We start from the raw sequence: 19,891 nt of genomic DNA, 5'->3' as shown, positions 1-19,891 counted from the left end.
ACTTCTTAATTGATATGACCCGCATTGGCTTAATTTCAGATACCCACGGTTATCTGGACGATGGTGTATTTAAACATTTTGCAGACTGTGATGAGATTTGGCATGCCGGCGATTTTGGAACTATTGAATTAGCTGACCAGTTGGCCGGATTTAAACCATTAAAGGGTGTTTACGGCAATATTGATGATGCAAAAATCAGACAAACATTTCCGGAAAACCTGCGTTTCAATTGCGAAGAAATAAATGTATGGATGACACATATTGGCGGTTATCCCGACAAATACAGTCCGGCTGTAAAGCGTACAATTTACACTAACCCTCCCGATTTATTTATCAGCGGGCACTCTCATATTTTGAAAGTTATTTTTGATAAAAAGATCAATTGCCTGCATTTAAACCCCGGAGCCGCAGGAAAACAAGGATGGCACAAGGTGAAAACATTGATAAAATTTTGCGTTTCCGGAAAAAAAATTCATAACTTGGAGGTCGTAGAACTCAATAATAATATGTAATTAATACACTAAGCCTATGAAAGCAGTAAAAACACTAGGACAATTCATAATCGAAAAACAGGCAGATTTTCCTTATGCCAAAGGCGAACTGTCGCGCCTGTTACGTGATATAGCTATAGCAGCTAAAATCGTTAACCGCGAAATCAATAAAGCAGGCCTTGCCGATATTATTGGTGACATGGGCACGGTGAACATTCAGGGCGAAGGTCAGAAGAAGCTGGATGTATATGCCAACGAACAATTTATAGCAGCTTTACAAAGCGGCGGCGAGTGCTGCATTGTGGTATCAGAAGAAAACGATGAGTATATCTATATAGACTCCGAAATCTCTAAAAATGCTAAATACATTGTTGCGATAGATCCGTTGGATGGTTCATCTAACATAGATGTGAATGTGGGCGTGGGTACCATATTTTCCATATTCCGCCGTAAATCGGTAGAGGGAAAAGCTACACTTGAGGATGTGCTACAAAAAGGTACAGAGCAAATTGCTGCCGGCTATGTTGTTTATGGCTCATCTACCATGTTGGTTTATACTACCGGCAAAGGCGTTAATGGCTTTACATTAGATCCATCTATTGGCGAGTTTTGCTTATCACACCCGGATATGCAGGTGCCTAAAGAGGGGTACATCTATTCTATCAATGAGGGCTACTATGCGCATTTTCCCGATGGTATTAAAAAATACATTAAGTACTGCCAGGTAGAGGATGAGAAAACCCGTCGCCCTTACACATCGCGCTATACCGGTTCTATGGTGGCCGATATACATCGTACCCTTATAAAGGGAGGCATATTTATGTACCCTATGACGGCACAGGCACCTAAAGGTAAACTGCGTTTAATTTATGAATGTAACCCGATTGCTTTCATTGTTGAACAGGCGGGCGGAAAAGCAACCAATGGTTACGAACGCATCCTGGAATTGGACGTTACGGAGTTGCACCAACGTTCGGCAATTGTTATTGGCTCATCAAGTATGGTCGAAAAAGCCGAAGAAATGCTGGCTTGTTTCTCGCCTCAGATAACCAAGCGTAGTTTTGAGGGCGTTGTATCGATACAATAATTGTAATATAAGCTTTATATAGCGTTACCTTTACTGCTTTCTACTTCAAATACCGAATCTACAAGTAAGTTTTTTTGCTGAGATGCTGCTACGGCTAAGCGGTCGCACCGTTCATTTTCGGGGTGACCGGCATGGCCTTTTACCCATACAAAGCGTATTTGATGCAGTTTGCTTACTTCGAGGTAGCGCAACCATAGGTCTTTGTTTTTTTTACCGGCAAATCCTTTTTGCAGCCAGCCATGTACCCACCGTTTTTCAACGGCATCAACTACATATTTAGAGTCTGAATAGATGGTTACTTGCTGGTTGGGGCTTTTTAGCGCTTCGAGGCCTTTTATAACGGCCAGCAGTTCCATTCGGTTATTAGTGGTTTTACGGAAGCCTTCAGCAAGTTCCTTATAATGTTTGCCAGCGCGCAGCACTACACCATATCCGCCCGGACCAGGGTTACCGCTCGACGCGCCGTCTGTAAAAATTTCGATCATAAAAAGATATTGCAATGATAGGAAATTGGCTGCTTTGAAGCCAGTAATAATTATTTAAAAAAGGGTTTGCAAAGAGCGTAAAGATTTCTATTTTTGTACCCGCAAGCACGGTAGATGTAGCTCAGTTGGTTAGAGCATCGGTTTGTGGTACCGAGGGTCGTGGGTTCGAGCCCCATCATTTACCCTTCACGGGGCAAGAGATTTTTAAGAGTCTTTTGCTCCGTTTTTTTTGCCGATAAATTGCTGTTTATCAGATAGATATAATTAAACGGCTCGGAGGTTTTAGCGGTTCGATGTTTTAAATTTTCAAAAGTGATTTTTTCAGGGAACATCGAACCAATCAGCTTTCTTTTTTCTTCACTCGTTGATTTACAGTAAATTATATCTAAGGAAGTTAATGTGGTAAGTGCTTTATTGATTATAGGCTCCAAACGCTCGACGCTGTAAACTTTTGAATTGATATCTTCCAGTTTAAATTCTGTTTGAGAGATCGCCTCGTCGCATTCCTGCTTGATGATACGATAATCAGAGGATTCAATGTCCCCATTCAAAAGCAACTCTCTGGCTTTTGTTAATTTATTCTGCAAGGTCGAAAGCTGTTTAATTATTCCAGCTTTCCGTTCTTTTGCAGACTGGGTGTTATTAGCGAACTCTTCAAGAATTGCCTCCTTCAAAAATATTGATAAGGTTTGATTGACTTTATGTTCACTTAAGAACGTGATCATTTCTCCATTAATTTCAGCTGCTTTATACCTGTAGCCGCATTTAGAACTGCAATGGTAATAATAATAGTAGTTGGTTCGACCCTTTGATGCACTACCACAGAGGGTACGATTACATCGAGGACAAAGTAAAAATCCTTTTAGGGGGATTTCTTCATCTGTTGCAATTTTTGTTTTGATACTCTTTTTTCTCCCGTTTAGTATATTTTGAACGTCATGAAATAGAGCCGATGTGATCAGTGCTTCATGAACACCTCTAACAACAAAAGCTTCTTCATCTTTATAACGGGGAACGTTGATGTACCCTGAATATATAGGATTGCGAATTGACCTGAGAAAGTTGTTTTTGCTGCATCGTAACCCTTTTTCAACCGCTCGTTTATATATCTGTTCAGTACTAAAATTTCCTTTGGATATCTCTTTAAAAGCCCACCTCAAATGTTCTGCTTGTTTTCCGTCCGGAACGATGATCTTACGGCCGTTTTCTTCAGTCCTGTTGATGTAGCCTACTGGAGCCAAGCCTGGCCAACGACCTTCTTTTCGTGCGCGTCTGATACCATAAAATGTATTTAATCCACGTCTGTCATTCTCAATCTCAGGAGCGGTCAGATATATAGCCAGCATCATTTTGTTCTCCGGAACATCGAGGTCCAAAGGCTGCTCAATTGCCTGAGGTTCTATACCATGTTTTCGCAAAATAGCGATCATGTTGTAAGCGTCGGGAGCATTTCTACTAAATCGGTCCCATTTGGTAAATAGAATAAGATTTGATCGGTTTTTAGATTGCTTAAGTAGAGAAAGATGCTTCTGCCACTCAGGTCTAATGAAAGTTTTTGCAGAGTGATCTTCAAAGATGATCCTCCTGATTGTGATGTTGTTTGTTTCACAATAACGTATCAGGCGTTCTTCTTGGTCGCGCTGAGAGTAGCCTTTGTCAGCTTGTTCGTCTGTACTAACACGAATATAGAGATCGGCTATTTTCATTACTTGAAGTTTTGTTTTACTATCAATTTCGCCAAAAAATAGATCAAATCCAAGATTTCGTTAGCTTTTTTTTCATCGACTTCTATGCCGTGTAATACCAAATGATCGATTAGTTTTTTGTGATTCAACTTTCGTTTCCCTACTTTACCCATAAAGTTTTCCCTTTATAGGCAATTATTGGTGTTTCTGGAGATGTTTTATCACCAGTTTCTCTGTACTACAGATATTTAAAAAATTAAATACTAAAGATCGGAAAGCTATTCTAAGTTCCACTAATTCTGATAATGTGCCAAATTGAATTTGACCTATCAGGTTTGTTATGCTTAACACCCTGACGGGAATAAGGATAGAACGGAATCTTGCCGAAGGAGCGGAGCTTCATTTTATTGGAAAACGCAAGTTAACAACCTGCTGTGTTCACTCAGTACAAGAATTGAAATAATGTCTTTATGTGCAATGATATATACGAACGGCGTAGATTAGATCAAATATTATACTGGAGTGATCGAACAGTTGGTATTTATGAATAAGCCTGTCTTAGAGAGAATATATGACGGCTTGATCTTGCCTCTTTATATTAATTTTGGAACGACTGCCTAAATTCTTTTGGAGAGATATTGGTTTTTGTTTTAAATAGTTTACTCAATGAGGTTATATCCTCAAACCCTAAAACATAGGCAATCTCGCTAACGGTCAAATCCGTAGTAGATAGTTTTTCCTTCGCTTTTTCAATGATCTTTTCGTGAATATGTTGTGGGTGTTGAGCCCCGTCAGCGATCTAAGCAGTCCGCTCAGATAATTTCGAAAATGTGGAGCGCATCCGCGATGTATTGTGCAGTCGGGAGGCCTTTGCTCATCAGGTCCTGTGTTTCAAAATACTTCTCGAGAATGTCCTCTAAGCGTTCCAGTACTTTATGATTGGCCATTTTTGACCTGATGAACTGACGCTGGTAGAACCGTTCAGCGTAATTCAGTAGTACTTCCAAATGTGCGATCATAATGTTTTGGCTGAATTTATCAATATTGGAATTATACTCTTCTCTTATGCTTTTGACAATTCCTCTGATGACCTTTTTTTCTTTCGATGTGATTTTTAAAGCCTCATTTATCGTATAACCAAAAAATTCATATCGTTTCATCATACCGACCTGTGACGTGTTCCAGAGAAAATCCGGATGGATTAGGATCATCCAACCCGATGATCTTTGCGAGTCTTCGATGTTTTGGTTATAGATGATCGTAAAGACCTGTTTTGGAGCCATGAATGAAATGTCACCCGATTCTATCCGATATTCCTGCTGCCCGTATTTAATAGTTGCATCAAAAAATATATCAAAAGCGATGATATAAAAATCGTAGATCAGGCAAATGGGATCTCGGCCCGGCTTACGACGGATATCGCCAGGGTTGATGATACTGATATACGGATGATCAGGTTTAGGCAACCCGATCTTTTCGTGATACTGGCTGATCGTCTTTATGCGGATAGGGTTGTTCGCTTTCATCGTTAAATGTTATCAGGGATATCTGCCAAGTAAACTGATCCGTACTTCTTTTATTCAAAAATCGGCTATTATGCTTACTGCTTTAGATAATACTGTCATCATCACGGGCCGGGACCGGCAGCGGCTGGATAAAGTAAAGGCCCTGTTCCCGGATATACATACCTTTCCTTGTGATGTAAGAGATCCTTTGGCTATCAGGAATCTTTTTGAACAGGTTACAACCAAATTTCCCGAACTGAATATGCTGGTGAACAATGCCGGTGAAATGCGAAAGATACTGGTACTTGACCGGAAGGAAATAGCTGATGTTACCCGGGAAGTAGAGATCAATTTGATGGGGCCGATACGAATGGTTCAGCAATTTCTGCCCTTCCTGGAAAAAAAAGGAAGCCTCGGTCGTTCTGAATGTAACTTCACACGTTGCTTTCATGATCCTTCCCATTGCGCCTGTATACAGCGCCATTACGGCCGGGCTACGCGCCTATACCCGGGCATTAAGGGTGCAGTTAAAGAATACCAATGTTAAGGTAGTGGAATTGATCGCGCCGGGTTCAGGAACGCCCCTTAATGATAAATTCAGGAAAGAGGCAGTGTTCGATCCCGACCCCAGAATGCTGACCTCTCCTCAGAAGATTGTGGATGCTGCGATCAATGGTTTACTGAATAATAAAAATGAAGTGTATCCCGGAAAAGCAGGACTGGTCTATCTGTTGAGCAGGATCGCTCCGGGGTTCCTGCTCAACCAGGCAGCGAAAATGGGTGCATCGGTCATGTACAATTACTGATCGGCCGGTCGTCCCAGGAAGGTTTTTTTGTTCATGCCGGAGGATAGGAAGCTATATACTTTCCGGTGAACTTCTACTAAAGTACTTAAACAGGTTTTTATTTATCTCAATCTTTATCGGCAATGGACAACTCAATTACATCTGGTTACAGCGGAAATGCCTTATAATTAGGCGGTTGGCGGCAAAAGGCATCATTAGCCACCTTGGTATTGGTCATTACATTCAGCCAGATCGACCGGATACTGCCTTTTATATTGTCAGAAAGTATCAAGACCAAGCTTCGCCTCAACGATACCCAACTGGGGATAGTGTCCGGGTTTGCATTTGCACTTTGCTATGCATTGGCAACCCTACCGTTGGCGCGAATTGCAGATATGGGGCGGGCGAAGCAGGTACTATTCTGGTGTGTGTGTATTTGGAGTTTGATGACGGGCTTTGGCGGCTTTGCCAACGGTTTCCTGTTGCTTGCCCTGTCCCGTGTGGGTGTTGCGCTCGGAGGAGCCGGCGGAACACCCGCAAGCCATGCCCTTATCGGGCGAAGAATACCGGAGTCTTTTCGTGGACGTGCACTCGGGCTGTTCTCTATGGGTATACCTGTAGGTACTGTGCTCGGGTTTGCTTTAGGAGGCTGGGCAAACGATCATATCGGTTGGCGTGGCGCGCTTATTCTCGCCGGCGGGGTTGGTCTGGTAGTTGCGTTGTTAGCGGGTGTCTTCGTGCCGAAGACGCCGCTCGCAATCGTGCGAAAGGTAACCATTCATGAAAATTTTTTACAATCCAGCCGCCGGTTACTGTCAGATCCCAATTTTCTATCGTTGTTTATTGCTGCTAATCTCCTCGGTTTTGCTTCGGGGCCTTTCTACGCTTTTACAGCCGCGTTCCTCATCAGAACTCACGGGTTGACGCCGAGTCAGGCGGGGCTAAGCTTCGTTATATTACAAGGGCTGATGGACATTGCCGGAACGGTACTGGGTGGCAGGCTTTTCGACCGTGCAATAAAAAGCGGGAAGAACAACTTACTCCGCTATCCCGGGATTGCATTTTGTGTTGCGGCCGTATCCACACCGGTAGCCTTGTTCGCCCCTGATAGCCGGATAGCTGTTATTTTATTGGTCCCGGCGATGTTCTCTTTCCCTTTTGTGCTTCCGCACGCGTTTGGCGCCGGACACCTCTCTGCTGGCGAAGGCAGGCAAGGCTTGGCCTCTGCGCTGCTTATGCTGGGATCAAGCCTCTTGGGATCTTCTTTATCTCCGGTCCTGGTTGGCGTGATCAGCGATATGGCCCGAAATGCGAATATCCAAAACAGCCTTGGTACAGGCCTTCTTTTGGTGCCAGTGTTTTGTTTATTAACGGGCATCAGCTGTTTCATAGCGGGCCGACGCGTCGGTTCGTATTCAAACTAATGTTTTTTAATGGTTGATGACCGGAAACGAAACTATCGAGGCTTTTGGTTTCCACCTGGGCTCGAACGTATTTCCTTAAATCATTGATTTTCAATGATTTACTTTGATCTTCGTTGTTTGAGGTAGTCACATAGGTAACACGCCCTATTGACTAAGTAAATATACTTATTTAACAGAATACATCAAAATTTAAAGTGCCAACTTGATGCAGGATAATAAAATGAGTGGAGCAGGTAATGTTAATTAATCTTTGCCACAGGGAATGAAAAATAAAAGGTCGTGCCTTTTCCTTCTTCACTTTCAAGCCATAACCTGCCACGGTTATGCTGAACGAACTCTTTGCTTAGCATTAAGCCAATACCTGTTCCTTTTTCACCTTTGGTCCCGTAGTTAATATCAAGCCCCGATTTCTTGAATTGGGCCTGCTGTTCGGCACTAATGCCTTTACCCTCATCGCTTACCGATAGAACGGCGTCATGGCCTGATAACTTTACATCAATAATAACCTTACCACCTGGATGGCTGAATTTAATGGCGTTGGACAACAGATTACGGACGATAAACTCGAAGTGTGTAAGGTCTCCAAAAATCCTCAGGTTCTCCGGTGCGAGGTTTGACACGGTTACCTGCTTATCGGCAGCTTGTTGTTGCAAAGCAGAACGGTTCTTTTCAATACTATCATATGCATTTACATCAACAGGTTTAACATGAATTCCTTTTAACTGCGCTTCGCCCCAATTGAGTAGGGCGTTCAAGATATCCAGGGTAACATTACCCTGCTTTTTCATGGCCGAGATAAGTTCCCGCAATTCATGTTCAGATAAGCCACCTTCTTCCATCAGGGCCAGGAGTTGTGTGATGCCCCCGATAGGGTTACGAAGATCGTGACCGATGATGGAAAACAGCTTGTCTTTGATTTGGTTAGAATTCTCCAGATCACGATTCAAACGCTTGGTGCGTATAAAATAAAAGATGCCAACAAGTAACACCAGCAAAATGCATATCGCTGCAATGATGACCTCGTTACGCTGCTCATTACTTTTTTGCTTTTCCAATGCCAGCGACTCCAGCCTCAGTTTAGATTCAGCCAGCTCATAGCTACTTTGCAACACGGCAATACGGTGACCGGCATTCATCGTCTTTAAGCTATCAACCATTCGGTGATGAACACCAAGCGTTTGCAAGGCTTCCTTATACCGGGATTGCTGACGATAGATCTCCGATAGACTGTGGTAGATCTCGCTGGCCAGCTGCCGGTGACCGATACTTCGGGCGATCTGCAATGCATTCTCCAGATGACGGATACCTTGCCCGGCGTCTTTATTCCTGATCACAGCTGCCATGCCGATGAGCGAACGGGCTTCCTCTTCCTTTAAACCTGAAGTTTTCGCCATAGCCAAACCCTTTTGATGCAAAACGAGAGCTTTCTGAACATCTCCGGCGGCTTGCCAGGCTATGCCCGCACTATGCAGGAACGCCAGGTGAGCTTTGAGGTTACGCTGATCTTTACTTTTTTCAATACCTTTTTCATAATAAGAAGCAGCCTTGTTGTGATCACCCAGCCGTGTATGTACACGGCCCAGGCTATGCAGCACAGTAAAATAATCGTCTGATAGCGGTTGGCCAGGTTGCAACTTTTCTGCATTCCCGTAAAATATAAGGGCTTCGGCCAGGTTTCCCTGTAATTCCGCGACTTCGCCAAGCCGTGTATAGCATTTCACCATGCCGGCCGCTTGTCCATTGTGCTTAAAATTGGCCAGAGCGTGAAGGATCATTAGTTTACCCTGATCATGATGTCCTTGACGGGCTAACAGGATACCAAGGCAAGACGTTGCGTTGTCGATCTCTTTTGGGTTGGAAAGTGCACTATAACCATTTAACGCCAGGCGCTGGTAAGTAGTAGCCAGTTTAAGATTGCCATATTGCGCGTTAATAACGGCCAGTCGGTTATAAAAACGGCATTCGCCCGGCAAATACTTCTTTTGCCGGGCATATTTTAGCCCTGCATAAGCATAATAGATAGCTGAATCAGGCTGGGAGGCCTGGTACCGATCACTTTGTGCGAGATAGCCTTCCAGTCGCAAACTGTCTGCCCGGCTAAGTTTGACTGGCGCATGTTTGTGCTTCATAGCGCAGGCTGAAACAGAAAACAGTGCGATCAGAATGGGAAGTATACAATAACTTAAACTGGTTTTCATAACGCTGGATACTTTATACGTAACCGGATAAGGGAAGTTTGGGTCTGCCTCATCTTTACCCACATACATTCCCCTAAAAGTATATGGTCAGCTTAAAGATCTTGCAGGTTAATACTGGATATTTTTGTACGGATAATGGGGCCTAAACAAAATACATTAATTAAAACCATTTGCCAACGAGTAGCACAATAATCGATTTTGTATTAACCAATGTTACTATGAATAATAGCTGATTTTAATGATCTACATGTTTATAGATCGCTTTTATGCAATATTAATGTTACAAAAGACCAATACATGTATAAACTTATCACCTTTAAGAAATAAAGCGTTAACAACACAAGGTGCATCAATTAAAAACATACAAACTCATCCTATCAATAGCGGCAATGTTATTCCTTGCTAAGCCATTCCTGGGTTTTAGTGTATATGGACAGTTGCAGGAAAAAGCTCAGGAGAATACCCTTTTGGTCAAAGTGTTCGCCAAACGGAAACCGGAATTCATGGAAGAGGCGATTACCCGATCTATTGCATTCCAAGCCATGTTGAAGGACAGAGCCGACCAGTTCATCCTCACTTTTGGCGCGTTGCTTTTAAGCCTTTTTTCCTTCCTTGCTGTCAATGCTCAAAATGCCTTCGGCCGGTATAATAACCAAAGAAAACAACATATAACGTCTATAGACCCCATCTATCTGCTTACCTGCAGGCTAACTATTTGATGTATTAAGGTTATCCGATCTCACGGATCAATTCCTTTTAAAGCAGCTATTAGCTGTCCCATTTTTTTACATCATTTTAAGTATTTATTACAATGCTACGTTTTAAACATAGCTGGTGCCTGGCGTTGCTGCTATTGGCATCCGTTTCGTTATATGCGCAAGTTCCCGATAAGAGCGTATCTCTTAAACAACTATTGGATCAGGTGTCGCATAATGCACCAACCTTGCTCACCGATTCGTCGGCCATATTAATCAAAGAGGCGCAAGCGCGCGAAACCGGTTACAACTGGCTTCCTAACCTCAAACTCAACTACCAAACCGACTTGGGAACCAATAATAATGTAGGCGGCGGTTATTTTGGCTTTGGTATGGTGCCCACCAACAACAGGGGCGTGCGCGATGAGAGTAATGCTACCGCCGTACTATCCAACCTGGGCATTGCCGCCTTTGATATGGAGATCTATAATTTTGGCGCTTATAAGGCGCAAAATAAAGTGGCCAGTGCCGATGTAGCGGTGCAGCAAAACCAGTTCAATACATCCAAATACAACCTGCAGGCCTACACTATTGACAATTACCTGCAACTATTGAGGCTGCAAGAGTATATCCAGATTCAATCGCGCAATATTCAGCGTAACCAGGAGATCAGGCGTTCCATACAAGCTTTGGCCAAAAGCGGCATACGTGCCGGTGTTGATACCAGTATAGCCGAAGCCGAACTATCCAAGTCAAGACTGAACTACATCGAATTAAAGAACCAGGCCAAGCAAGTTCAGCTCAAATTATCGGCCATCAGCGGCATGCCGTACCAAGCTATCGTTCCTGATACCACGGCCGAAACCAAACTGTTCGCCCAGTCTGCCGAGAGCCGTTTGTTCTATGCCGATACCCTTAACCACCCGGTCATCAAGTACTACGAATCTTTATACGATAACAGCCTGCAGCGCGAAGACCTCGTTAAAAAAAGTTACAATCCTAAAGTGTCCTTTCAGGCTGCAGCCTGGGGTCGTGCGGCCAGCTTAGATGCCAACAATGGGTATACCAGCTTGAATAATGGCTGGGGTTTTCAACGTGGGAACTATTTGGTAGGCGTCGGGATAACCTACAACCTGTTCGATCTGAAACGGAAAAATCTCAAACTCACGACTCAAAAGATCAATTCGCAGTATACGCTTACCAAGCTCAACGAGCAAAAGGTATTGTTGGCGGCAAGCGCAACGCAGGCCGATGCCAATGTGGCCACAGCTATGGAGCGGCTACAGGAGATACCCAAGCAACTCAAGGCAGCTACCGCCGCTTACCGGCAAAAGTTCTCGCTTTATAAAAGCGGGTTAACCGATATCATCGAGCTAAATGCCGCATTAAGCTTATTATACCGTGCCGAGATCGACTATATATCGGCTAAGTACAGCTATACCCAGGCACTGTTCCAAAAGGCAGTAACCGAAAACCAGGTGAACACAGTAATTAACCTATTAAACTAAACCAATTATGTCAATGGTTACTTCTGCACTGAAAAGGCCGGTTACAACAGTTATTGTGACCATCAGCCTTTTGCTATTCTCAGTGCTTAGCGCTATCAAGATCCCGATAGATATATTTCCCCAGCTGAATATGCCCACCATGTATGTGATCGAATCATACGGTGGTATGTCGCCCCAGCAAATGGAGGGCTTCTTTTCCACTCGCTTACAGGACCAGTTCCTGTATGTGAATGGTATCAAGTCTATCACCAGTAAAAATATACAAGGCCTAACCTTGCTTAAACTCAGCTTTTACGAAGGTACCGATATGGGTGAAGCCTCAGCGCAGGTAGCCTTACAGGTAAACCGGGCCATGAAGTTCTTTCCGCCGGGAGCCTTACCGCCGCAGGTTTTACGTTTCGATGCCTCGTCGCTGCCGGTCGGGCAGTTGGTGCTATCCTCTAAAACACGCAGCTTAAAAGATATTTATGACCTCGCTACTACACGCGTGCGGCCCATGTTCTCATCAGTTGCAGGCCTGTCTGCACCGCCGCCTTTTGGTGCTAATTCAAGGTCGGTGATCATCAATATTGATCCTAATAAAATGCGGAGCTATAGCTTAACGCCGGATGAGGTGGTGGGCGCGCTATCCAAATATAACGTCATGTCGCCATCGGGTAACCTGCGGATGGATAATACCATGTACGTAACCACCATGAACTCCCTGATCAGCAAAGTGGAAGATTTTGGCAATATCCCGGTGATCAGCAAGAACGGTAACCCGGTATTTGTCAAAGATATTGCACGCGTATCTGACGGTGCCGACGTGACCGTGAGTTACGCGCTCATTAACGGCAAACGATCGGTGTATATACCTGCGGTTAAAACGGCCGATGCCTCTACCTGGGCAGTGGTGCAAGCCTTAAAAAGTAAACTGCCCGATATTCAAAGCTTATTGCCCGATGATGTCAAGGTATCTTATGAATTTGACCAGTCGGTATTTGTAATAAACGCCGTAGAAAGTTTACTAACCGAGGGTGGCCTGGGCGCCTTACTCACCGGCTTAATGGTATTGCTTTTTCTTCGCGATTGGCGCAGTAGTTTGATCGTGGTGATCACCATCCCGGTATCGATCATCATTGGCGTGATGCTGTTAGGCTTCTTTGGGCAGACCATCAACATCATGACCCTGAGCGGACTGGCACTGGCTATCGGTATTTTAGTCGATCAGGCTACAGTGACCATTGAGAACATTCACCAGCATCTGGAAATGGGCAAATCTAAAAAGCTGGCTATATACGATGCCTGTGAAGAGATCTCGTTCCCGCTGCTGTTGATCCTGCTCTGTATACTGGCCGTATTCGCACCATCGTTCCTCATGACCGGCGTACCTAAAGCCATGTTCCTGCCGCTGTCGCTGTCGATCGGGTTGACCATGATCGTGTCCTACATCATCGCCCAAACCCTTGTCCCCATTTTAAGCAACTGGATGATCAATGCCGAGCAATATCAGCATGGTCATCACGGCCAGATCCACGCCCATGCAGGTGAGGCTTTAGACAAGCAGGAAGAACAACAGGTAGGCAACCATTTAAAGGCTGAACAAGATCATCCTGAACAGAATGATCTTTTCGAGCGGGTGAAACTGCGCTACATGACCATTATCCAAAAATGGATGCCCAATAAAAGGATCATCGTGCCAGTGTACCTGATTTTGGTTTTGGCCTTAGCCTTAGGAGGCTTCCTGCTCATAGGTAAGGATATGATGCCCAAATTAAATAATGGTCAGTTCCAGATCCGGATCAAAGAACCGGATGGTACGCGTTTGGAACGGACGGAGGCCAAACTTAAACAGGTTCTGCAGATCGTTGACAGTACCTCCAGCCACCATGTCGCCATCAGTTCGGGTTACGTTGGATTGATACCGAGCAGTTATGGCGTAAGTAACCTGTACGTATTCAATACCGGTACACATGAGGCCATTTTGCAGGTTAACCTGGATGCCGATTATCACGTGAACATGGATGACTTTAAGGAAGCTTTGCGCAAGAACATAGCCTATGCTATCCCCGAACTGCGGGTAACTTTTGAACCCATCGATATGACAGAAAAGATCATGAGCCAGGGTGCCGCTACACCGATCGAGGTAACTGTTGCCGGGAAAGATATGGCGCAGATAGAGGCTTACAGCAACAAACTGGTGAACAAGCTGAAACAAGTTGATTACCTGCGCGATGTGCAGATCAACCAGCCCCTCAAATTCCCGGTGGTAAAGATCACTTTGGATCGGATGAAACTGGCACAGATGGGGTTGAACGTGAGCGAGATCTCGCGCTCGGTAACAGCCAGTACCTCCTCCAGCCGATTTTCGGAAAAGAACCAGTGGCTGGACGAAAAGGCATCGAACACCTACCAGGTACAGGTGCAGATACCCGAATATGTGATGAATAATATGGATGAGATCCGGGAGATACCTTTAGTGAAAGGGCAAAGCAGCCCGGTTTTAGGTGATGTGGCTGAGTTCAAAACCGTTTATGTGCCTGGCGAATATGACCGCATGGGACCGAGGAGATACCTGACCGTGAGTGCCAATATTCATCAAAAAGATTTGGGCTCGGCTACAGATGCCGTGCAGGCTGCGGTTAAATCATTGGGCACACCGCCAAAAGGTATTGTTACCCAGGTGCAGGGCATGTCGAGTTTACTGACCGATACTTTATCCAGCCTGCAAAACGGATTACTGTTCGCTATTCTCGTGATCTTCCTGCTGCTGGCCGCTAATTACCAGTCGGTAAAATTGTCGTTAACGGTACTGTCAACTGTACCGGCCGTAGTTTTAGGGTCGATCGGTGCTTTGTTGCTTACCGGCTCCACCTTGAATCTGCAAAGTTATATGGGTATGATCATGTCGGTGGGGGTATCGGTAGCCAACGCGATCCTGATCGTGACCAATGCCGAGAAATTACGATTGGATTACCAGGATGCCACCAAGGCATCCGTAACCAGTGCATCCATCCGCTTGCGGCCAATCTTAATGACCAGTTTGGCTATGATCGCGGGTATGATCCCTATGGCATCGGGTATGGGTGAGGCCGGTGAGCAATCAGCACCGTTAGGCCGTGCCGTGATCGGTGGCTTATTCGCCTCTACCATTGCAGCCCTGTTCATCCTGCCACTGGTATTTGCTTGGGTACAGAATAAAACCACCTATAATTCGCCTTCCTTAATGCCTGAAAAGTCAACCGAAGACCTCATCTTAAATCAACAATAACATTATTATGAAACACCATTTGATCTTTACCGCAGTATTAGCTGCTACCTTATATAGTTGCTCAGGCCCGCAAAAACCGGTTGATATGACCGACGAAAAAAAGAAAACCGAAAGCAAGTTTGAGATCGGCACTGTGTCGGAAAAAGCCATGTCAAGTTATGTACGACTGCCAGGCCAACTCAAGCCGTTTAACGAAGTAAACATTTTTGCCAAGATCAATAGCTTTGTAAAAACGATTAACGTAGACCGTGGTACGCTGGTTCATACAGGGCAGTTGCTGGCCGTATTGGAGGCACCCGAGATGGCCTCGCAGGTACAGTCGGCTCAGGCCAGGTTTTTGCAAGCGCAGGAATCGGCCAATGCGAGCCGCGAGAAATACCGCAGGCTAAAGGAAGCCGCTAAAGAGGAGGGAGCGGTATCGCCGCTTGACCTGGACAATGCGATGTCGAAAATGAAGGCCGATGAAGCAGTTGTGATGTCTGAAAGATCGAACGCGGCGTCCGTCAGCGACATTCAGGCATACCTGAATATCCGTGCACCATTTGATGGCATGATAGTACAGCGTAATGTATCAGCTGGTGCACTGGTGGGGCCAGGTAAATCTACCGACCAACCGATGCTGGTTTTGCAAGATACCCGTAAACTGCGTTTGGAGGTGATGATCCCCGAAACCTATGTAGAAAAGGTAGACTTGAAACAGCAGGTTACCTTTGTGTTTAACGCGCTGCCGGGCCAAAATAATAAAGCTTATATAAGCCGCTCGGCCAATGCACTGGGTACTCAACGTTCTGAAGCTATAGAAATAGACGTAAATAACAAAGACCAGTTTCTAAAGCCGGGCATGTATGGAGAGGTAAAGATCCCGCTTATCTTTGGGGCAAAATCCTTACTGGTGCCTAACAATGCGATTGTAAGATCAACCGAGCGGCAATATGTGATCAAGGTGGTCAATGGTAAGGCGGTCTATGCCGACGTTAAAGAAGGTATAGCAGGAGAGGAGTCGACTGAAGTTTTTGGTAACCTGGAGGCAGGTGACCGCATCGTACTGCACGCAGGTGACGAATTAAAAGAAGGTGAGGTTATTAAATAGTATTTTGTATGGAATTCGCTGGCGATATTTTACTTCAACTGATGATCATTCACAGATCGTTACATTCACTCTTTGCGGATACGCTCGACATACCCGAGATTTCTCAACATTATCACGTACTGCTGGTGTTGAACAGGATCGGCGGAGTTGCCACACAGATTGAGTTGATTGCTTATCTTAAAGCAAATGAATCCACCTTAAGGGCATCAATATCTGTATTGGAAAAAAAAGGATATGTTACCAAATCAAAAAGCAATCGCGACCAAAGAAGTCAACTCATTAAAGTGACCAACAAAACAAGGATGCTCATGGTGAGTATTCAAGATGCTATAAGCATTGTAGACAAAACTGCTTTGAAAAATTTTGAACGGGATGATCTCTTTCAGTTTTTATCAGCCCTGATCAAGATCAGAGATAACATAGCAACTGTTAGCAAAGCTTAGAAGAAAGCTGAGTGAATAACATATCTGAGAAATACTTGCTCGATATTAAAATGACCGCGTTGAATAATAAAGTACGCTTCTTATATAAGTTCACTTTTGTGGCTCATAAGCATCAACTTATTATATGTAGGAAGCGGTTGTGGAGTTTAGACTGGTGACCGCGTTTGACAAGCAAGATCGGAAGTGGCGGTTTAATCGATTTTAATGGTACCCGGGCGTAACTATTCGGGTGCCTAAAATTTCACACAATACATAGTCAAAAGGAACAAACGCTATTGCTCAGAATTATCTTTCATACACCATGAATAACGAAAAACCAGTAAAACCAACCTTAAACCCTAGCGATCATTTAGCCAATGAGCGCACTTTTCTTGCTTGGATAAGAACCAGTATTGCATTGATGGCCTTTGGTTTCGTGGTCGTAAAATTCGCCCTTTTCATCAAACAAATCTCCATAGTCCTTGCCGGGAAAGTTATCCTTCCGGGTAAAGGTTATTCCGCTACGATCGGGATATTTTTTGTTGCTATCGGCGCGTTGATGGCCTTGCTGGCCTATTTCCGGTATAAGCATACAGAAAAGCAATTGACGGAACATACTTACCAACCATCTTTTATGCTATCGCTGGTGTTAACACTCGCAATCATTATCATGAGCGGATTGCTTATTTACTATCTGCTTCCAAGTATATAATCACTGCTTTGTGACAATTATCACCAATCTTATTTAGAAATATCGGGAGTTTTACAAAAAATGGAGAAAGACGAGGAAAAAGAAGTCATCAAAACGGTGGTCAGCATGTCGCGGTATTTGATGCTCATGACCGTGATCGCTTTGTTCTGTATTTTTCTTTTTGTCATTTTAACTTTCAATCAGTCTGCCTTAACAAATTCACCAGTTAATGTGGCTGTTAGCACTTCCACTAATATCCCACCCATCAAACAGGAATCTGCAGGCAGCCCGCCAAGGCCTGCCCCAACAGATGCCTGGAAAGCACCGGACATCAGGACGATCCCGGCTGGTAAAGACGGAGATATGATTCGCTATGGTAAGGAACTGATCGTTTCGACTGCGAAATATTTAGGCCCGCAGGGTAGCGTGGCCCATTTAACCAACGGCATGAATTGCCAGAATTGTCATTTAGACGCCGGGACAAAATTGTTCAGTAATAATTTTGCCGGTTTCATAGCCAGTTACCCGAAGTTTAGCGGAAGAAGCGGCAAAACTGAACCAGCATCGGAACGTATTGCCGAATGTTTCGAGCGTAGCCTGAACGGAAAAGTACCTGACACCGGAAAAAAAGAGATCCAAGCTATTATAGCTTATATGAAGTGGATCGGGAAAGGCGTAAAAAAGGGCGACCAGGTATTCGGTTCATCTACGGAAAAGTTGACCTTTTTAGATCAACCTGCTGATCCGGCTAAAGGTAAGGTAGTCTTTATAATGAAGTGTCAAAGCTGCCATGGGGAGCATGGCGAAGGAATTTTAGCGACTGATAAAAAGTCATACACTAATCCTCCTTTGTGGGGAGCTAACAGTTACAATGACGGCGCAGGCATGTACCGGTTAATCAATTTCGCAGGATTCGTAAAAAACAATATGCCGTTTGGTTCTACCTACCAAAGCCCGCAATTGACTGATGAGGAAGCATGGAATGTCGCCGCGTTTGTTAATTCACAACCACGGCCCCATAAACATCCGGGCAAAGACTATCCTGACGCTTCCAAAAAACCTATTGACCTGCCATTTGGGCCTTTCGCCGACCAGTTCACTGCAGAGCAGCATAAATATGGCCCGTTCGGCCCAATACAGCAACTACACCAAACAAAAACAACTAAAAAAACTTAACCATTGATAAATTAAACTATGAAAAACTTACTCTTCTCCCTATTTGCGCTTACCGTTCTTTGTGCCTCAAAGCTCGTATTTGCGCAAAGTGTGCCATCAGAATTTAAAGGCGCGGAAGCTACTAAATCACATTATAAAGCACTTTATTATCTCGATGACGCTGATCCCAAGAAGATCAAGGGAACGCTGCGTAATATCGATAACGCGTTGGAAGATGTACGACTGAAAGGCAAAGTAGAAATTGAACTGGTTGCTTTCAGCGACGGCGTTGCCGTTTACGATAAGAGCGGCCCCTTTGAAGCGCAGCTATTGGCCCTGCAAAAGAAAGGTGTGATCCTGGCGCAGTGCAATAATACGGTGATGGAAAGACATATCGATAAAGCCACCTTGTTTCCTTTTATTAGTTATGTGCCAAGCGGCAACGGGGAGATCATAATTCGACAGGCAGAGGGTTGGGCGACTATACATCCGTAAGTAATAATGCTAAAACGCAAAAGCCTTTTTGTAACAGCCATAACGTTCCTGCTTGCAGGTAAGCTCCAGGCGCAAAGTCATCAATTTGATCCGCCCTGGAATACCCCTCCCGCAAGCAAGGTGAATTTCACGGTTCCAGGCATTGATAATGTACCCGATCTTTTTGGAGATATCAATGATCCGCAGCTCGTAGTGTTTTTTGCGGGCAATCAGTTCATGTGTATTGATGACCTGATCGCTGCTTTTAAGAAACTGCATCCGGAATATCAGCGGATCTTCGTGGAAACCCTGCCGCCAGGCATATTGGCAAAACAGATCATGGCGGGCAGTATCGTTATCGGTAACCTGCGGATCACCTTAAAACCGGACGTTTACACTGCCGGAAAATCAAGGATAGATCAAATGCTGGAATATTTTTCAAAGACGGAAGTGTATGCAAAGAACAGGTTGGCCTTATTGGTTCAAAAAGGAAATCCAAAAAGCGTGCAAAGCCTGCGTGACCTCGGGCGCTCAACTGTAAGGGTAAGTATGCCCAACCCGGAATGGGAAGGCATCGGTAAGCGAATTGAGGAAGCTTACGTAAAAGCAGGCGGCGAAGAACTGAAAAAAACAGTGATGGAAACCAAGGTAAAGGACAGCACCACCTACCTTACCCAGATCCATCATCGTCAATCTCCGATGCGCATCCTTTACGACCAAAGCGATGCCGCGCCCGTATGGTATTCCGAAGCTTTTTACCAGAAAATGATCGGACATCCGGTTGAGCTGGTCGAAATTACGGAAAAGGAGAACATTGCTTCTCAATATATAGCCGGTTTAATGAAAACTGCACCTCACCCTAAAGCAGCACAACAATTTATGGATTTCCTGATCAGTCCCACCGCCAAAGCGATCTATAAAAAATATGGTTTCAAAACAGATTAAT

19 protein-coding genes and 1 tRNA gene are annotated in these 19,891 nt (G+C 44.5%); 15 read left to right on the top strand and 5 right to left on the bottom strand.

From position 1 onward, the window contains the following. Positions 1–14 precede the first annotated feature (14 nt). Positions 15–512: a metallophosphoesterase family protein gene (locus ABDD95_RS13045; protein WP_345947769.1), complete on the top strand. Its 498-nt coding sequence runs from the start codon at positions 15–17 to the stop codon at positions 510–512. A gap of 16 nt (positions 513–528) precedes the next feature. Continuing rightward, on the top strand, positions 529–1,578 hold the full coding sequence (gene fbp / locus ABDD95_RS13040; RefSeq protein WP_345947768.1) for a class 1 fructose-bisphosphatase: 1,050 nt from the start codon (positions 529–531) through the stop codon (positions 1,576–1,578). A gap of 14 nt (positions 1,579–1,592) precedes the next feature. On the opposite strand, the gene rnhA is transcribed toward fbp, so the two are convergent. Then, the gene (gene rnhA / locus ABDD95_RS13035; RefSeq protein ID WP_345947767.1) at positions 1,593–2,063 is read right to left on the bottom strand and encodes a ribonuclease HI; all 471 of its coding nucleotides are present in this window, start codon (positions 2,061–2,063) and stop codon (positions 1,593–1,595) included. A 110-nt stretch (positions 2,064–2,173) separates the two neighbouring features. Here rnhA and ABDD95_RS13030 point away from each other — a divergent pair. After that, a tRNA-His gene (locus tag ABDD95_RS13030) sits at positions 2,174–2,247 on the top strand. On the opposite strand, the gene ABDD95_RS13025 is transcribed toward ABDD95_RS13030, so the two are convergent. The 3 genes from ABDD95_RS13025 to ABDD95_RS13015 form a co-directional block, all read right to left on the bottom strand. After that, on the bottom strand, positions 2,243–3,769 hold the full coding sequence (locus ABDD95_RS13025; protein ID WP_345947766.1) for a recombinase family protein: 1,527 nt from the start codon (positions 3,767–3,769) through the stop codon (positions 2,243–2,245). The two genes, ABDD95_RS13030 and ABDD95_RS13025, sit on opposite strands and share 5 nt — an antisense overlap. A gap of 577 nt (positions 3,770–4,346) precedes the next feature. Then, a complete protein-coding gene (locus tag ABDD95_RS13020) occupies positions 4,347–4,466 on the bottom strand; it encodes a helix-turn-helix domain-containing protein (RefSeq protein WP_345947765.1) in 120 nt (39 codons plus the stop codon). A gap of 94 nt (positions 4,467–4,560) precedes the next feature. Then, a complete protein-coding gene (locus ABDD95_RS13015; protein ID WP_345947764.1) occupies positions 4,561–5,274 on the bottom strand; it encodes an AraC family transcriptional regulator in 714 nt (237 codons plus the stop codon). Between the two features lie 70 nt (positions 5,275–5,344). On the opposite strand from ABDD95_RS13015, the gene ABDD95_RS13010 reads away from it, so the two are divergent. From ABDD95_RS13010 to ABDD95_RS13000, 3 genes are all read left to right on the top strand, one after another. Further along, complete coding sequence (locus tag ABDD95_RS13010) at positions 5,345–5,800, top strand: SDR family NAD(P)-dependent oxidoreductase (RefSeq protein ID WP_352432906.1); 456 nt, start codon at positions 5,345–5,347, stop codon at positions 5,798–5,800. Then, a complete protein-coding gene (locus tag ABDD95_RS13005; protein ID WP_352432905.1) occupies positions 5,703–6,059 on the top strand; it encodes a hypothetical protein in 357 nt (118 codons plus the stop codon). Before ABDD95_RS13010 ends, ABDD95_RS13005 begins: the two co-directional genes overlap by 98 nt. Before the next feature lie 209 nt (positions 6,060–6,268). Further along, positions 6,269–7,462, top strand: a complete 1,194-nt coding sequence (locus tag ABDD95_RS13000; protein ID WP_345947763.1) for an MFS transporter — start codon at positions 6,269–6,271, stop codon at positions 7,460–7,462. Between the two features lie 239 nt (positions 7,463–7,701). Here ABDD95_RS13000 and ABDD95_RS12995 read toward each other — a convergent pair whose 3' ends face one another. Beyond that, positions 7,702–9,591: an ATP-binding protein gene (locus ABDD95_RS12995; protein WP_345947762.1), complete on the bottom strand. Its 1,890-nt coding sequence runs from the start codon at positions 9,589–9,591 to the stop codon at positions 7,702–7,704. A 458-nt stretch (positions 9,592–10,049) separates the two neighbouring features. Here ABDD95_RS12995 and ABDD95_RS12990 point away from each other — a divergent pair, with 458 nt between their 5' ends. The 9 genes from ABDD95_RS12990 (at position 10,050) to ABDD95_RS12950 (ending at position 19,890) form a co-directional block, all read left to right on the top strand. After that, on the top strand, positions 10,050–10,379 hold the full coding sequence (locus ABDD95_RS12990) for a hypothetical protein (RefSeq protein ID WP_345947761.1): 330 nt from the start codon (positions 10,050–10,052) through the stop codon (positions 10,377–10,379). A 92-nt stretch (positions 10,380–10,471) separates the two neighbouring features. Next, a complete protein-coding gene (locus ABDD95_RS12985) occupies positions 10,472–11,863 on the top strand; it encodes a TolC family protein (protein WP_345947760.1) in 1,392 nt (463 codons plus the stop codon). Positions 11,864–11,870: 7 nt separating this feature from the next. Next, positions 11,871–15,113: an efflux RND transporter permease subunit gene (locus tag ABDD95_RS12980; RefSeq protein ID WP_345947759.1), complete on the top strand. Its 3,243-nt coding sequence runs from the start codon at positions 11,871–11,873 to the stop codon at positions 15,111–15,113. A gap of 7 nt (positions 15,114–15,120) precedes the next feature. Beyond that, entirely contained in the window at positions 15,121–16,203 is a 1,083-nt protein-coding gene (locus ABDD95_RS12975) for an efflux RND transporter periplasmic adaptor subunit (protein ID WP_345947758.1), read from the top strand. Positions 16,204–16,211: 8 nt separating this feature from the next. After that, positions 16,212–16,646: a MarR family winged helix-turn-helix transcriptional regulator gene (locus ABDD95_RS12970; RefSeq protein WP_345947757.1), complete on the top strand. Its 435-nt coding sequence runs from the start codon at positions 16,212–16,214 to the stop codon at positions 16,644–16,646. A gap of 301 nt (positions 16,647–16,947) precedes the next feature. Continuing rightward, positions 16,948–17,337: a DUF202 domain-containing protein gene (locus ABDD95_RS12965; protein ID WP_345947756.1), complete on the top strand. Its 390-nt coding sequence runs from the start codon at positions 16,948–16,950 to the stop codon at positions 17,335–17,337. A 60-nt stretch (positions 17,338–17,397) separates the two neighbouring features. After that, the gene (locus ABDD95_RS12960; protein ID WP_345947755.1) at positions 17,398–18,492 is read left to right on the top strand and encodes a c-type cytochrome; all 1,095 of its coding nucleotides are present in this window, start codon (positions 17,398–17,400) and stop codon (positions 18,490–18,492) included. 18 nt (positions 18,493–18,510) lie between these two features. After that, on the top strand, positions 18,511–18,966 hold the full coding sequence (locus ABDD95_RS12955) for a DsrE family protein (RefSeq protein WP_345947754.1): 456 nt from the start codon (positions 18,511–18,513) through the stop codon (positions 18,964–18,966). A gap of 6 nt (positions 18,967–18,972) precedes the next feature. Continuing rightward, positions 18,973–19,890, top strand: a complete 918-nt coding sequence (locus tag ABDD95_RS12950) for a substrate-binding domain-containing protein (protein ID WP_345947753.1) — start codon at positions 18,973–18,975, stop codon at positions 19,888–19,890. The last annotated feature ends 1 nt before the right edge of the window (position 19,891 follow it).

Source organism: Mucilaginibacter sp. PAMB04274 (assembly GCF_039634385.2).
Classification (GTDB): Bacteria; Bacteroidota; Bacteroidia; order Sphingobacteriales; family Sphingobacteriaceae; genus Mucilaginibacter.
The sequence above is the reverse complement of the archived record's forward strand: the minus strand, read 5'-3'. Positions and strand labels throughout refer to the sequence as shown.